This window comes from Erythrobacter sp. SN021, assembly GCF_021864455.1.
Genome location: NZ_JAKKUW010000003.1, coordinates 480,910 through 495,383, shown reverse-complemented (window position 1 = coordinate 495,383; position 14,474 = coordinate 480,910). Strand labels below are relative to the sequence as shown.

Below are 14,474 nucleotides of genomic sequence, written 5' to 3'. Positions count from 1 at the left end.
GGGGGTGCCGCAAGGCGCCCCCTTTTTTCACAGGACCACTCCACCAAACGATTACACTTGTCGACGAACGGACTCGACACGCGCTCCGCTTAATGGGAAGCACGCAGCCATCCATCGGGAGAACCGCCATGTTTCGTCTGCTCGCCGCCTGCACACTCGGCCTTGCCGCCTTCGCCGCAATACCCGCCACTCAAGCGCATCCGGGGAAAGAGTGGCGCTCCTCCCTCGACGATGGAGAACGCATCTCAACCTCCTGGTCCGGCACCGCGCGCTTCGATCAGGTGACGCTTGCCAGCAAAGACGATGTTCGCGTGACGCGTGGCGATCGCTGGCGCATCAGGGCCAGCGGCAATCCCGTCGTGCTCGCCGAATTGCGCTTCAAGGTCGAAGATGGCGCACTGATTATCGGTCGCCGCTCGAACCGCGACAAGATTGAAGGCAGCGCGAGGATCGAAGTGATCGCCCCTGATGTCGAAGGAGTCACTCTGGCCGGGTCGGGCGACCTTTCGATCGATACGATGGATACAGACCAGGTCGACGCCATCGTGGCCGGATCGGGTACGATCGAGGTCGGCCGTATCGCCGCCAGGGAACTGACGGCAACGGTTGCAGGGTCCGGCGACCTGCGCATCGCCGGGCGGGCAGGCAATGGGCGTATTACGATCGCCGGTAGCGGCGAAATCGATGGCCAGCGGCTCCGCCTCGAACGGGCTAGCGTTTCGATTGCCGGATCGGGCGATGCGCGCTTCAGTGCAGACGGCAGCGTATCTGCAAGCATTGTCGGCAGCGGCGATGCCATCGTCTCTGGCACCACCGATTGCACCCAGACTCGGATGGGCTCCGGGCGCCTGACCTGTTCGCGCTGAACCTCGTCTGACCTGCCGCAAAGGGGCGCTCGAAGTGAGCGCCCCTTGTTTGCCGACCTTGATGATCTCGGCATGCTGTATTATATCAGCAATACGGACTGCCGTAGTGAAAGGAACACGACCGCGATGATCCATCGAATTTTCAGGGGCCTCGCCCCGATTGCCGTCCTCGCCGGTGCCACGCTCGTTGCCGGGTGCGACGGGATGAATATCCAGATTGGCGACGTCGAAGGCGTTCCCTTGGCCGAACTGGACATGACCGGTGCCAATCCCAGCGAACTGGTACTTGCCGGCCCGGACAAGGTGATCGTCACTCAGGGCGACGAACTCGACATTGCCGTTTCGGGTGATGACAAAGCGGTCGATGCCATGCGCTTCGCCCTGGATGACGATTCGCTGATCATCAGTCGCGAGAAAAATAGCTGGAAAGATCGCGGCAAAGCCACGGTTCGAGTGACCATGCCCAGCCTGCGCGCCATGGTCCTGGCCGGTTCGGGCGAGCTGGAGGCGGCTTCGATGACGGGCAAGACAGATGTCACCATTGCCGGATCGGGTACCGCCAAAGTCGCCGATTTCGACGCCGATTCGCTCGACCTGACAATCGCCGGGTCCGGCGATTTCGAAGGGGCCGGCCAGGTGGATACGCTCGACCTGACCATTGCCGGTTCGGGCAAGGCCGCTATGGAAGGGCTCAAGGTCGGCAAGGCCGATATTTCAGTCGCGGGATCGGGTGACGCCGAATTCTCGTCCGATGGCGAGGTCGACGCCAGCATTATGGGATCGGGCACGATCACCGTGAATGGCCGCGCGGACTGCACCGTCAGCTCGATGGGTTCGGGCAAGCTCAATTGTCGCGAGGCGCGCAGCGCCGCCGAAGCAGCGGAGGCGCCGGTTTCACCCGAAACACCCGAAGCGCCCGAGGAGCCCAAGGAGCCCGACGCACCGGGAGCCTGAGTTCATCGACGGCACACCGATTATCGGCTAGGCGGCACAGTGAAAGGAACTCACATGCGTCGCCTAGCTATTCTGGTTCTCCTTCCATCGGCTGTGATGTTACCCGGCTGTCTGGCGAAGACCGTGGTCGACGTCGCGACAGCTCCGGTCAAAGTGGTCAGTAAAGGGGTGGACCTCGCCACCACAAGCCAATCGGAGGCGGACGAAAAACGGGGCCGGGAAATCCGCAAGCGCGAGCAGCGTCTGGCAAAGCTCGAACGCGATTACGAAAAACAGCTCGACCAGTGCGAAGACGGCGATCGCCGGGCGTGCAACGAAGCACGCGACACCTATGCCGAGATGCAGCAGATCATACCCAGCATTCCGACCGAGCCCGAACGCTAGTCGGCCGGAGTTGCCGCCCGGCGAAGCCGGTCGTTGATGGCGATGCCGATCCCCTCGTCCGGGATCGGTGCTACGGCGATACGAGGCTTGTCCGAACGTGCGCCCTCGTGGAGGCAAGCATAGAGCCGCGCGGCTGCCTCGGTTAGATCGCCGCTCGCGGACAAAGTGCACTCTCCCGGATGTTCCCCGAATCCGATCCAGAACTCGTCTGGCGCAACTTCTGACGCCATCAGACGGACCGGCTTGCCCGGCGCATAGTGACTGGCCAGTTGGCCAGGGGCTTCGATCCGTCCCGGTCCCTCGGCCGAAGGGCCAAGGGCGATGGGTCCCGGGCGCAACACCTCTACCGACCCATCGGCCCGAACCGCGGCAATCGTCGATTCGAGACCGCGCTCACATTCACCGCCGTCCAGAACCGCATCGATACGGCCATCCAGCGAAGCCAGGACATGCGCTGGCGAGGTGGGGCTGATGAAGCCGCTGCGATTGGCCGAAGGGGCCGCGAGGGGAAAGCCGGTTCGGTCAAGCAATGCGCGCATGACCGGGTGCGCGGGCATCCGCAGAGCGAGCGTTTCGAGACCTGCCGTGACGGCAGGGGCGAGCCTTGCGCCGCGATGGCGCGGAAGCACGAGCGTCAGCGGGCCGGGCCAGTATTCGCGCGCAAGCCGCTGGGCCGCAGGTGGGAACTCGGCAAATTCTCTTGCCTGTTCCAGCGAAGCGACATGGACGATCAGCGGGTTGAAACTGGGCCTGCCTTTCGCTTCATAGATACGCGCCACCGCCGTGTCGCTATCGGCGCGGGCAGCAAGGCCATAGACGGTCTCGGTGGGCACGGCCACAAGGCCCCCGTCACGGAGGATATGCACCGCCCGAGCGATGCCACCCTCATCCGCGTCAAGCGTTTCCGTAGCGTATTTGCCGCCCATGGATGCGCGCTATATCTGAACCCCCGCAAAGCCAAGAGGATTACCTGTGACCTATACCCCCGCCACCCAGGACCAGTTGCTCGCCATTCGCGTCAATGCGGGCATCGACGAGCTTGCCCAAAGTGAGAAATTCGCTGCGGCCGAGCCCGATATGGTCGAAGCGATCGTGGCGGGAATCGGAGAGTTCGCGGCTGGTGAATGGGCTCCGCTCAACCGCGTTGGCGACCTCGAAGGAGCGAAGCTGGAAAACGGCTCGGTTCGCCTGCCCAATGGTTTCGCCGAGGGCTATGCCGGGTATGTCGAGCAAGGGTGGAACGCGATCTCCGGGCCGGTCGACTTTGGCGGGCAGGGGCTGCCCTTCACACTATCGTGCAATGTGCTCGAGAATCTGGGCACGGCGAACATGGCCTTCAACCTGCTCCCCATGCTCAGTGTGGGCGCGATCGAATCGCTCGAACATCACGGATCGAAGGAGCTGCAGGAAAAATACCTGCCCAAGCTGGTCAGCGGGGAATGGTCGGGCACGATGAACCTGACCGAACCGCAGGCGGGATCGGACGTAGGCGCGTTACGCACCACGGCCGAGCCCATCACCGATGGCGAGCACGCGGGCAAATACCGGATCAAGGGCCAGAAGATCTACATCACCTGGGGCGAACACGATCTGTCGAAGAACATCATTCACCTCGTGCTCGCGCGCCTGCCCGATGCGCCCGAAGGAAGCCGCGGGATCTCGCTCTTCATCGTGCCCAAATATCACGTGAAGCAAGATGGATCGCTCGGATCGCGCAACGATCTGCGCTGCGTCAGTATCGAGCATAAGCTCGGCATCCACGCCTCCCCCACCTGCGTCATGAGCTATGGGGACGAGGACGAGTGTATCGGCGAGCTGGTCGGCGAGGAAAACCGTGGGTTGATGGCCATGTTCACAATGATGAACAATGCGCGGATCAATGTCGGCAATCAGGGCGTCCAGATCGGCGAGCGCGCGACACAGCAAGCGCTGATATACGCGCGGGAGCGCGTCCAATCCGCCCGCGCCGGTTCGCCCGACAAGTCGCCGGTTTCAATCATCGAGCATCCGGACGTGCGCCGCATGCTGCTGCGGATGAAAGCGCTGACCGAAGGGGCGCGTGCCCTGCTTTATTATACCGCCGGCCAGGTCGATCGGGGCACGTTGGGCGATGTCGATGCCCGGGCGCGAGGCGAAGTGCTAACTCCGCTGATCAAGGCGTGGGGTACCGATATCGGAATCGAGGTCGCCAGCCTTGGCGTTCAGATCCATGGCGGCATGGGATTCGTGGAAGAAACCGGCGCCGCGCAGCACTGGCGTGATTCGCGAATTGCGCCGATCTACGAGGGGACCAACGGGATACAGGCCGCCGACCTCGTCACCCGCAAGCTTGGCCTCGATGGGGGGAATGCCCTTTCCAGGCTGATTGCGGATGCCGCCAAAGACGCCGGCGACGAACCGGCACTGGCCAAGCTCGCGGAGGATTGTGCCGCGGTGGCCGACTGGATGCGCGAAGGGGCCAGCCTAGACGATCGCCTTGCCGGATCGGTGCCGTTTTGCACGATGTTCGCCGTCACTGTCGCGGGGTGGCAACTGCTGAAGCAATTGCGCGCCGTGGAAGCGGGTGAAGCGCCCGGACTGGCGGCCACGAAACCGGCCAGCGTACGGTTCTTCCTCGATCGGATCGTGCCCGAGGCGTCGGGGCTGAAAACCGCCGCCATGGCAGGGGCCGCGCCGCTCTATGCGGTCTCGTCCGACCAGTTGGCGGGCTGAAGAACTATTATTCGGCGGTGACGCGCCGCGCATAATCGTCCTGGCCAAAGGTCGCTTCCTGCCCGCGCAATTCGCGCTGGGCAGGAAGCCGGTCGCCGGTCACACGGTCGAGCCCGGCTTGCGGTTCGGCACCCGGCGCAACGACGCGCCAGATGATCCCGGCCGTATCGTCGGAAACCAGCAGCGAGCCATCGCCCGCCCATTCGACCCAGGTCGGCCGTCCGCGCGTCGTGCCGTCATCCTTGAGAAAGCCGGTGAGCACGGGAATCGGCTTTCCGGTTGGATTGCCGCGCTCGTCGAAGGCGACATAGACGACATCGTAGCCCGATGGCGGCTTGCGGTTCCAGGACCCGTGCTGCGCGATGAAGGCGCCGCTTGCGAACCGTTCGCCCATCTTCGCGCCTTCCCGGCTGAACACCAGTCCGAGGGCAGCCACATGGGGGCCGAGCGCATATTCAGGGGTCCTGACATAGCTGATGAATTGCGGGATCGGATATTTGACCCGGCGGTCGAAATTGTCGCCGTAATATACCCAGGGCCAGCCGTAATGAACGCCGACAGGGACATTGGTGAGATAGTCGGGCACCAGGTCCGAGCCGAGCATGTCGCGTTCGTTTACCGTGGTCCAAAGTTCACCGGACCATGGGCTGAAGTCCAACCCATTCGCATTGCGCAGCCCCGCTCCGAACACGCGCTGGCGCCCGGTATCCAGATCGATTTCCCAGATGAGGGCGCGGCCTTCCTCGATGTCCATGCCGTCTTCGCCGATATTCGACTTCGACCCGACGGCGGCATAGAGCCGGTCTCCGTCGGGATGCAGCGCGAGGTTGCGCATCCAGTGGCCGGTTCCCTCTGCAAGGACAGCGATCTTGCGCCCTTCGCCGGTCAGCCGCGTCGCGCCGAGCTCGTAGTCGAAGGCCAGCACTTCGTCGTGATTGGCGACATAGAGGGTGCCATCTCCCCATGCGATCCCGGATGGCGAATCGAGATCGTCGCGCAGGACGAAGCGGCCTTCCGCCACACCATCGCCATCGGCGTCGCGCAAGAGGACAAGCTGATTCGCGCTTTCGCCGCCCGCTCCCGCCTTGCGGAAGAGGAAACCGGCGACCAGATCGCGCAGCCAGTTGCTGTCGCCGCTCTCGATCTTGGGCGATTGGGTCAACGAGACGAGGATATCGCCATTGGGCAGTGCCTGCAGCGTGCGCGGATGATCGAGCCCTTCGGCGAAGCGATTGACGGAAAGGCCCTCTGCCACGGTCGGAGCCTCGCTCTCGCCCCAGCCGACCGGCTCCGCGATGGCGACTGTCGGGAAACTCTCTTCGGCCGGCTCGTCGAGTGTCGGGTCGGTCCCCACCGTCTCTTCGAAAGCGATGTCCGCAGTGTCTCCCCGGGTAAGGAAGTACCCGGCGACCAGAATCACCAGAAGGATGACGAGGAGCGCGATGCCCAGCTTTTTCAGGATGCTCATGCCAGAAGGGATAAGCGAGCGCGCAACGGGGAGCAATGGGGCTTGCGGGGCGGCGTGGGCGCGCTACATCGCGCACCATGTTCGATTTTCGTCCCGAGCCCGGAACACCCAAACCCGAAACCTATCGCCAACTGCTTGAGGCGGCCGAGGCGCTGACCGCAGGTGAACCCGACGCAGTCGCCAATATGGCCAATGTCGCGGCTTTGATGTGGGACTTTCTGCCCGAGCTCAACTGGGCGGGTTTCTACCGTGTCATCGACGACGAACTCGTGCTCGGCCCTTTCATGGGGCGGCCCGCCTGCATTCGCATTCCGGTCGGCCAAGGCGTCTGCGGTAGGGCGGCCGGCGACGGCGCCACACAGCTAGTCGAGGACGTTCACAGCTTTCCGGGTCACATCGCCTGCGATTCCACGACCAATTCCGAACTGGTCGTGCCGGTCATGCGCGATGGCAGCGTTATCGCGGTCATCGACCTCGACAGCCCGGCCAGGGGCCGCTTCGACGCCGAGGACGCCGCCGGTATCGAGGCGCTGGCCAGAATTCTCGCCGAGCGAATCTGACCATCGCTGACCCATCGCGGCACAACCCCGCCACTCTTTTTGCGATGCGCCGGTAGAGTGCTAAACTCGTCCCTGCGCGCGGCGCGGCCCTCTGCCGAGTCGCCAAGAGGAGTTCGTACCATGCCTACCCGTTCCGCTCTCGCCCTGACAGCGTCGGCCTTCGCGGTTCTGCCGGGCGCCGCCTTCGCGCAGGAGGCCATGTCGTACGAAACAGGGGCGTATGAATACGCCCAACCCCTGCCCGAACTCGATGACGATGTGGTCACCGAAACGGTGGCCGAGCCGCTGGGCGTCGAACCTGGCCCCATAGGCGCCGCCAGAGTCATCCCCGCTCGGCAGGCTGCGCAAGCCCCGGTCTTTGTAAGCAAGCCCACAATCCAGCCGATCGACCCATCGGACCCTCGATATTATCGGCACGATGAGGTCGGCACTATGCCGATGGCAGCAACTCGGACGATCCCGACGCGAGCACCAGTCTACGCAACGCAAGGGCAGCAACCGACCTATGTCTATGTGCAGCAACCACCGCAGGTCATCCATGTACACCAGGCGCCCATGCGCTATGCGCAGCCAGCAGTCGGCACCGCGCGAGTGATCTATCGCGAAACGCCAATGCAAGTCGTCCCTGCGCAATATGGATATGGCTATCAGCCGGGTTATGGCGGCACACCGACCTATCTTCCGGCCGGGGCGGAGGTCGTGGCGTTCGATCGCAACGCATGGCTCGAGGAATGCCGTGCCCGACTCGACACTTATGAGAGCGATAGCGATCGTGGTGAAATCATCGGCGCCTTGATCGGAGGCGTTGCAGGAGGAGTGCTCGGCAATCGCATAGCCGGGCGAGGCAATCGCACGGCGGGCACGTTGATCGGCGCGGGCACCGGCGCGCTTGCCGGAATGGCCGTGGGGGATGCGATCGAGGATGGCAATCGCCGTGCGACCGACAGCTACGGGCAATGCCAGGCCTATCTCGACGACTATATGCAAAAAGCCACCGCCAGTGCGGGAACCACACAGTATGCCCAGCCGGGTCAATACATGCTGGTCCCGGTGACCGTGGCAGTGCCCCAGCGCGCAGTGTATCGCGACGGAACTCCTGCGGACTAACCCCAAGGGCGATAGTGATGCAACGCACCGGCATCTCGGGCACCAGGGGCCGACGAAGGTGAATAGCGCGCGGACGGAATAACGGTCTCTGCCCGGGCGATATGCGTCGCCCCGCGAATGAGCAGGTTCGTTATTTCGCCCCGCGGCCTTGGCGAGCGCGAGAGGCGACGAAAGTCTCGATTTGCGCGGGCTCCACCCGATCGAAACGCTTCGAGATCATAGTCGACGCCCCCGGCCAGAAGGGGAGCAGTGCCCGCAGCTTCTAAGTCGCGCCGCGCAACATCGATGTCGCTGGGACCATCGCCGCGCCGGAGACTTCTATACCGCCAGTCGCCGGATTATACGATCTAAGCCGAACGAAGCGTTTCCGGATCGGGCAGCCTGATGAAATCGATGATCCCGGACCGTCCCTTTCGCCCTCGATAGTCTGAACTCCCTCTCGGTCGCGAAAGGGTCTTGGGCTCGGGCGCCAAGGTAGAGAAATGCTTTCAGGCCTCGCTTCGACCAGCTTTCCGTTAAATATCGCCGCCCGTAAGCCTTTGACAAATAAGGTCAAGTTGATCGAGAGTGCGATACCGAATGGTCACGCTACCCGTGTTGGGCGTGACATCGGTGGTGATCCTGACCGGCATGCCAAGGAATTCTTCGAGGTGACCCTGCACGGCAGTGATATCGGCGTCGTTTTCGCTTTGATGGGGGTGGGCCGAAGGCGTATCCGACCGCGATTTTCGCGGCTTGCGGGTTAGCGCCTCCATTTCGCGCACGGACAAACCATCGGAGAGCGCTTTTTCCGCGAGGCTTTCGGCCTCATCCCGGCCGACCAAGGCACGCGCATGCCCCATGGAAAGTGTCCCCTCGGCCAATAACGCCAGCACGCTATCGGGGAGGCTCAGGAGGCGTTGGAGATTGGCGACGTGGCTGCGCGACTTGTCGACAAGCTTTGCGATCTCCGCCTGGGTCATCCCCTCATCTTCGGCGAGCTTCTGATACGCGCGCGCCTCGTCGACCGGGTTGAGATCCTCGCGCTGGAGATTTTCGATGAGCGCCAGCGCCATCACTTCGCGCCGGTCAAGCTCGCGAATCAGTGCCGGTATCTCGTGCAATCGCGCCTTTTGCGCGGCGCGCCAGCGGCGCTCGCCCGCAACCAAGCGATAACGACCCTGTCCCAGCGGCGACACGATGACTGGCTGGATCACGCCACGCGATTCGATGGAAGACGCGAGTGCTTCAAGCGATTCCTCGTCGAAGCGCGTCCGGGGTTGTCCGGGAAGCGGTTCGATATCCGCCACCGGAATGGAAGCGAGCCCATCGCTCGGATGGGCCTGGCTCACACCCGCCGAGGACCGCGCTTGCTGCCCCCCACCCCCATCCGCGCCCGACCGGACAAGCGGTTCCTCGCGGCGGGTTTCGCCTAACAGGGCTCCAAGTCCCTTCCCCAGCTTCTTCTTGCGATCGATCGTCCTGGCTCCCGATTTGTCCGCGCCGTCACTCATGCCGCCTTTTTCCTTTCCGGCAGACGCCCGATGAGTTCCCGAGCCAGGCCGATATAGGCCCGGCTTCCGGGGCAATTGTGGTCATAGACCAGTGCCGGCATTCCATGGCTCGGCGCTTCGGAAAGGCGCACATTGCGCGGAATCACGTGCTCGAAGACCAGATTGCCGAGACAATCGCGCACATCGTCGGCCACTTGATCGGTCAGCCGGTTGCGGCGGTCGAACATCGTCAAAACAATCCCAACAATGCCCAGATCGGCATTGAAACCCTGTTGTACCCGCTCGACAGTCTGGAGAAGCTGACTGAGGCCTTCAAGCGCGAAGAACTCGCACTGCAGCGGCACAAGCAACGTATCCGCGGCGGACAGGGCGTTGAGTGTCAAAAGGCCGAGCGAGGGCGGACAATCGATAAAGCATACATCGTAGCCCGCAAAACTCCCGCGAGCTTGTGACGAGAGCGCACGCCTAAGTCTCGCTGTGCGATCCTCTACCGAGACGAGCTCGACCTCCGCTCCCGATAGATCCTGCGTCGCCGGAACGATATCGAGGCCGGGTATATCCGTCGGCTGCGCACATTCTGCCAGGGCGGCCTGATCGAGCAGGAGATCGTAGCTGGTATTTTCACGCGCGGCAGCCGCTATGCCAAGACCGGTCGACGCATTACCCTGAGGGTCAAGGTCTATCAGCAAAGTCTTCCACCCCGTCGCAGCCATAGCCGTCGCGATGTTGATGGCAGTGGTCGTTTTACCCACTCCGCCCTTCTGATTGGCGATAGCAATGGTGATCATGCTTTTGCGCTCCATTCTCCGCGACCGACCACGATCCCAGCCTCCGGATCGGTCACCGATTGTTCCACGTGAAACATGGCACGGCGATTCTTGGGCAGTCCCGCTACTTCATGCGCCGCCGATCGGCCCTTGGGCAACACCCAATGGGTAGAGCTTGTGGAGAAGGGCGCGGATAAAGTCAGCAGTCGGTCGAGTGGAGCGAAGGCCCGAGCGGAGATAATCCGGGCCTCGAAAGGCGTAACATTCTCCAGACGTTGCCCCTCTACCCGACAATTCTCGAGCCCCAAATTCGCAATTGTGGCTTCCAGCCATTCGATACGGCGGCGTCTCGATTCCACGAGAACCACCGATAGATCCGGACGCATCGCGGCGATGACCAGGCCTGGAAATCCCGCGCCGCTTCCAAGATCGAGCCAGGGGCCGTCGCACGGCTCGCAAAGCTCGAGCAACTGGGCCGAATCGGCAATATGCCGCTGCCAGACCATCGGCAGTGTCGCTTGGGCAATCAGGTTCTGCCGCTGGTTTTCGGCCGATAATTCCCTGACGACCATATCGAGCCGATCGAGCGCGAGTCGGTCGGACAGGCGGGCAACATAGGTGCGGGCTTCGTCTTCGCTGGCGATCATGCCGCACGATCCCTCTTTCGGACATGAACGAGCAAAGCGGCGAGCGCCGCAGGCGTGACACCGCTGATACGGCCAGCGGCCGCCAGCGATTCCGGCCGTGCAACCGACAACCGCTCTATCATTTCATTGGACAGTCCAGGAACCTCGGCGAAGGGAAAGTCGGGAGGCAGGCGCTGCGCTTCGCTTGTGCGCAGATCGGCAAGCTCGGCCCTTTGCCGCGCGAGATAAGGCGCGTAAAATGCATCCTCCGCCAACTCCGTGGCAAGCGAATCGTCGGGATCCACACCGTCCAACCACGGCCCCAGAGCGGATAAATCGGCATGACCGCCAGCGATCCACTCGGAGGCTGGACGAGGTCCGGTGTCACGTTTCACGTGAAACCCCGCCTCCGCCAGAACTTTCGAATGAATAGGGGTCGCGAGCGCTTGTTCATATCGCGCGCGACGCTCTTCACGCCTGTCGTACCATTCTGCCCGTTCTTTTCCGACCAGGCCATGTTTCATTCCCAGGGGCGTCAGGCGCGTATCGGCATTGCTCGCCCGAAGACGTAGCCGGTATTCCGCCCGTGAGGTGAGCATACGATAGGGCTCGGTGATACCCTGAAGCGTCAGATCGTCGAGCATCACGGAAATGTAGGAATTCGCGCGATCCAGCGGCAGCGCTTCGACGCCAAGGAGCGCCGAAGCGGCGTGCATGCCGGCGACGATTCCCTGAGCCGCTGCCTCTTCGTAGCCCGTCGTACCGTTGATCTGCCCCGCGCAGTAAAGGCCCGGAATAGCGTGAAGCTCCAGCGAAGAAGCGAGCGCGCGCGGGTCGATATGGTCATATTCGACTGCATAACCGGGAACGGACATTTCCACACGGCTCAAACCATCCATCGCCCGCAGCATGGCCAGTTGGACATCGATGGGAAGCGATGTCGATATTCCGTTCGGATAGACAAGCTCGGTATCCAGACCCTCCGGCTCTAGGAACACCTGATGCCCATCACGATCGCCAAAACGATGGATTTTGTCTTCGATAGAGGGGCAGTAACGGGGGCCTGCCGCTCCGATGGCGCCGGAAAACAGCGGTGACCGATCGAGGTTGGCGCGGATAATGTCATGCGCGCGCGCATTGGTACGGGTGATTCCGCAGAACAGCTGGGGGTTCGATCTCGCCCCGGTCAGCGAACTCATCGTCCAGCATTCTTTGTCAGACGGCTGCTCCTCCAGCGAAGCCCAATCGATCGTGCGCCCGTCCAGACGTGGAGGCGTGCCGGTCTTAAGCCTTCCCATCGGAAGATCGGCCTCGCGCAATTGCTTCGCCAGACGGTGGGCAGCCCCCTCGCCTATCCGCCCGCCTTCGAAGCGTTCTTCACCGCGATACAATATTCCGCCAAGGAAGGTGCCCGTGCACAAGATCAACGCGCGCGACGTGATCCGCGTTCCATCCGCCAATTCCAGTCCACAGACCCGCCCCCCCTCGAGACGAAGGGCAGCCGCCTCTCCCGCAACCAGGTCCAGTGATGGCTGCGCCCGGACCATCGCTTGAACCGCCCGATGAAACAACTTCCGATCGGCTTGAACGCGCGGCCCCCATACCGCGCTGCCCTTCGACCTGTTCAGCATGCGATAGTGTATCGCTGCGGCGTCGGCAGCACGGGCGATTACGCCGTCGAGCGCATCGACTTCGCGGACGAGATGCCCCTTCCCCAGCCCCCCGATTGCCGGATTGCAGCTCATGGCGCCGATCTTGTCGAGATCGAGCGTCACCAGAGCCGTGCGAGCGCCCATTCGGGCGGCGGCGCAGGCCGCTTCGACCCCGGCATGGCCGCCGCCGACTACAAGAACATCGAAATCGTGCATGGGATCGGCGCTCTACCGAAAGCCGGGATTCGCGTCAAAGGCGCATGTTTCACGTGAAACAACTATTTTCCGATACAAAATTTGCCGAAAAGCGTGTCGAGCATTTCCTCGGTCGACTCGCGGCCAACCAGTCGATCCAGCGCGCGGCGCGCGGTCCGAAGGTGTTCAGCGACAAGCAGGAGGTCGTCGTCCACTCTCACGGCGGAGAGGCCCTCGGCCGCGGCCAAGGCCCAATCCCGCTGACGCCGATTGAAAGCCAATCTGTCCACGGGGGGTAAAGCGGTGCGCCCTCGCTCGACCAGAAGCGCGGTCAATCGTTCGATCCCGGCACCGGTTACCGCTGAAACTTGTAAACCGTCACTTTTTGAGGAGTGAAGATCCGATTTGGAGCGCACACAAATCGCGCCTTCGGGTGCGTCTGTCTCCTCGCCCAACCACAGGACGATCTGCCCGGCCGAGACCTCGCGGCGGGCTCGCTGTATCCCGATTTCCTCGATGGCGCCCGCCCCGCTCTCCCGCATTCCTGCCGTATCCACCAGTACGAATGGGACGCCGCCAATGGCTACGGGGCGTTCGAGAACGTCGCGGGTCGTCCCCGCCTCGGCAGTGACGATCGCGGCATCGTCCGCCAACAATGCGTTGAATAGCGACGATTTCCCCGCATTGGGAGGACCCGCCAAAACGACCCTGATGCCATCCCGAAGACGCTCGGTGGCAGGCTGGGCGGCGATGCCACGGATCTCCGCCGCGAGATCTTCCAACCGCGCATGGAAGTCACCCGGCAGGCCGGCAACATCGTCCTCGTCGGCAAAATCGATGACGGCCTCGACCGCAGCGGCGAAACCGAGAACACGCTCGCGCCATCCCTCAATTCGGCGCGATAGCTCCCCTCCGACCGAGAGCATCGCTCCCCGCCTTTGCATTTCGGTTTCAGCTGAAAGCAAATCGGCAAGACCCTCCGCCTCGGCGAGATCGATCTTGCCATTGCCGAAGGCGCGCCGCGTGAACTCTCCCGGCTCGGCTTCGCGCAATCCCGCGTAGGTCCCAAGTTCCTGGAGGATAGCGGCGATCACCGCCCTGCCCCCGTGGCAGTGAATTTCAGCCAGATCCTCGCCGGTAACCGTGGCTGGACCGCGAAACCACAGGATCAAAGCCTGGTCGAGCGTATCGCCAGTGGCATTGCGCAGGGCTCTCAATCGGGGGGAACGTTCGGGAGGAAGGCCCCCGCTAAGCCGTTCGAGCACCGACCCGGCACCCGACCCACTTATGCGGATAACACCGATCCCCGCGGGCGGCGCACCGCTCGACAGCGCATAGATCGTCTCGCTCATCGCGCCGTAACGGCCTCAATCGTCGTCGGAAGTCTTCTTCGCCGACGAGCTACGCGCCGCATTGGCACCTTCCATGAAACTTTGGAAAAGCTTGAAACCCGCCTGCCCCATAGGTGCCAACTGTTTCGCATATTCCTGCAATTGGTCGGTATTGTTCACACCCTTCATCGCCTTCGACATCATGTCGACATAGACGGCGTTTGCCTTGCCGACATCGGGCAGCCCCATGAAGGTCCTTGCCTCTTCGGGCGTGCAATCGATTTCGATATGGACCTTCATCGCGCTTCCTCCGTTATGGCTTGCGAGACCCTATTTGGGTCTGCAATGCGCGTCATGCA

The 14,474-nt window shown here is 62.8% G+C and carries 14 protein-coding genes; 6 read left to right on the top strand and 8 right to left on the bottom strand.

The window, feature by feature from the left end; genetic code table 11:
- The first annotated feature begins 128 nt into the window (after positions 1–128).
- From L5849_RS09950 to L5849_RS09940, 3 genes are all read left to right on the top strand, one after another.
- Entirely contained in the window at positions 129–866 is a 738-nt protein-coding gene (locus tag L5849_RS09950; RefSeq protein ID WP_162814830.1) for a head GIN domain-containing protein, read from the top strand.
- A gap of 126 nt (positions 867–992) precedes the next feature.
- Positions 993–1,820, top strand: coding sequence for a head GIN domain-containing protein (locus L5849_RS09945; protein ID WP_236925444.1), 828 nt, complete (start codon positions 993–995; stop codon positions 1,818–1,820).
- Between the two features lie 54 nt (positions 1,821–1,874).
- Entirely contained in the window at positions 1,875–2,204 is a 330-nt protein-coding gene (locus L5849_RS09940) for a hypothetical protein (protein WP_236925443.1), read from the top strand.
- Here L5849_RS09940 and L5849_RS09935 read toward each other — a convergent pair.
- Positions 2,201–3,130 (bottom strand): L-threonylcarbamoyladenylate synthase, encoded by a 930-nt coding sequence (locus L5849_RS09935; protein WP_236925442.1) that lies wholly within the window; start codon positions 3,128–3,130, stop codon positions 2,201–2,203. The genes L5849_RS09940 and L5849_RS09935 overlap by 4 nt on opposite strands.
- A gap of 46 nt (positions 3,131–3,176) precedes the next feature.
- Here L5849_RS09935 and L5849_RS09930 point away from each other — a divergent pair, with 46 nt between their 5' ends.
- On the top strand, positions 3,177–4,916 hold the full coding sequence (locus tag L5849_RS09930; RefSeq protein ID WP_236925441.1) for an acyl-CoA dehydrogenase: 1,740 nt from the start codon (positions 3,177–3,179) through the stop codon (positions 4,914–4,916).
- Positions 4,917–4,923: 7 nt separating this feature from the next.
- Here the strand turns inward: L5849_RS09930 and L5849_RS09925 are convergent, their stop codons facing one another.
- A complete protein-coding gene (locus tag L5849_RS09925) occupies positions 4,924–6,384 on the bottom strand; it encodes a sorbosone dehydrogenase family protein (RefSeq protein ID WP_236925440.1) in 1,461 nt (486 codons plus the stop codon).
- A 77-nt stretch (positions 6,385–6,461) separates the two neighbouring features.
- On the opposite strand from L5849_RS09925, the gene L5849_RS09920 reads away from it, so the two are divergent.
- Positions 6,462–6,944: a GAF domain-containing protein gene (locus L5849_RS09920; RefSeq protein ID WP_236925439.1), complete on the top strand. Its 483-nt coding sequence runs from the start codon at positions 6,462–6,464 to the stop codon at positions 6,942–6,944.
- 120 nt (positions 6,945–7,064) lie between these two features.
- On the top strand, positions 7,065–8,051 hold the full coding sequence (locus L5849_RS09915; protein WP_236925438.1) for a glycine zipper 2TM domain-containing protein: 987 nt from the start codon (positions 7,065–7,067) through the stop codon (positions 8,049–8,051).
- Positions 8,052–8,566: 515 nt separating this feature from the next.
- Here the strand turns inward: L5849_RS09915 and L5849_RS09910 are convergent.
- The 6 genes from L5849_RS09910 to L5849_RS09885 all read right to left on the bottom strand — a co-directional run bounded on the left by L5849_RS09910 (position 8,567) and on the right by L5849_RS09885 (position 14,415).
- Positions 8,567–9,544 (bottom strand): ParB/RepB/Spo0J family partition protein, encoded by a 978-nt coding sequence (locus tag L5849_RS09910; RefSeq protein ID WP_236925437.1) that lies wholly within the window; start codon positions 9,542–9,544, stop codon positions 8,567–8,569.
- The gene (locus tag L5849_RS09905) at positions 9,541–10,332 is read right to left on the bottom strand and encodes a ParA family protein (protein ID WP_115415581.1); all 792 of its coding nucleotides are present in this window, start codon (positions 10,330–10,332) and stop codon (positions 9,541–9,543) included. The genes L5849_RS09910 and L5849_RS09905 overlap by 4 nt, the downstream gene beginning before the upstream one ends.
- Positions 10,329–10,958, bottom strand: a complete 630-nt coding sequence (gene rsmG / locus L5849_RS09900) for a 16S rRNA (guanine(527)-N(7))-methyltransferase RsmG (RefSeq protein ID WP_236925436.1) — start codon at positions 10,956–10,958, stop codon at positions 10,329–10,331. The genes L5849_RS09905 and rsmG overlap by 4 nt, the downstream gene beginning before the upstream one ends.
- Positions 10,955–12,805 carry a tRNA uridine-5-carboxymethylaminomethyl(34) synthesis enzyme MnmG gene (mnmG, locus tag L5849_RS09895; protein WP_236925435.1) on the bottom strand — a complete coding sequence of 617 codons (1,851 nt, stop codon included), beginning with the start codon at positions 12,803–12,805 and terminating at the stop codon, positions 10,955–10,957. Before mnmG ends, rsmG begins: the two co-directional genes overlap by 4 nt.
- A 62-nt stretch (positions 12,806–12,867) precedes the next feature.
- Positions 12,868–14,136, bottom strand: a complete 1,269-nt coding sequence (mnmE, locus tag L5849_RS09890) for a tRNA uridine-5-carboxymethylaminomethyl(34) synthesis GTPase MnmE (protein ID WP_236925434.1) — start codon at positions 14,134–14,136, stop codon at positions 12,868–12,870.
- A gap of 15 nt (positions 14,137–14,151) precedes the next feature.
- Positions 14,152–14,415, bottom strand: coding sequence for a DUF6489 family protein (locus L5849_RS09885; RefSeq protein ID WP_236925433.1), 264 nt, complete (start codon positions 14,413–14,415; stop codon positions 14,152–14,154).
- Positions 14,416–14,474 lie beyond the last annotated feature (59 nt).

Bases quoted from the DNA above. Each gene is read 5' to 3' on its own strand.
- L5849_RS09945 (WP_236925444.1), top strand. From the start codon at position 993: ATGATCCATCGAATTTTCAGGGGCCTCGCCCCGATTGCCGTCCTCGCC.
- rsmG (WP_236925436.1), bottom strand. From the start codon at position 10,958: ATGATCGCCAGCGAAGACGAAGCCCGCACCTATGTTGCCCGCCTGTCC.
- L5849_RS09910 (WP_236925437.1), bottom strand. From the start codon at position 9,544: ATGAGTGACGGCGCGGACAAATCGGGAGCCAGGACGATCGATCGCAAG.
- L5849_RS09885 (WP_236925433.1), bottom strand. From the start codon at position 14,415: ATGAAGGTCCATATCGAAATCGATTGCACGCCCGAAGAGGCAAGGACC.
- L5849_RS09940 (WP_236925443.1), top strand. From the start codon at position 1,875: ATGCGTCGCCTAGCTATTCTGGTTCTCCTTCCATCGGCTGTGATGTTA.
- L5849_RS09905 (WP_115415581.1), bottom strand. From the start codon at position 10,332: ATGATCACCATTGCTATCGCCAATCAGAAGGGCGGAGTGGGTAAAACG.
- L5849_RS09915 (WP_236925438.1), top strand. From the start codon at position 7,065: ATGCCTACCCGTTCCGCTCTCGCCCTGACAGCGTCGGCCTTCGCGGTT.
- L5849_RS09950 (WP_162814830.1), top strand. From the start codon at position 129: ATGTTTCGTCTGCTCGCCGCCTGCACACTCGGCCTTGCCGCCTTCGCC.
- mnmG (WP_236925435.1), bottom strand. From the start codon at position 12,805: ATGCACGATTTCGATGTTCTTGTAGTCGGCGGCGGCCATGCCGGGGTC.
- L5849_RS09920 (WP_236925439.1), top strand. From the start codon at position 6,462: ATGTTCGATTTTCGTCCCGAGCCCGGAACACCCAAACCCGAAACCTAT.
- L5849_RS09925 (WP_236925440.1), bottom strand. From the start codon at position 6,384: ATGAGCATCCTGAAAAAGCTGGGCATCGCGCTCCTCGTCATCCTTCTG.
- mnmE (WP_236925434.1), bottom strand. From the start codon at position 14,136: ATGAGCGAGACGATCTATGCGCTGTCGAGCGGTGCGCCGCCCGCGGGG.
- L5849_RS09935 (WP_236925442.1), bottom strand. From the start codon at position 3,130: ATGGGCGGCAAATACGCTACGGAAACGCTTGACGCGGATGAGGGTGGC.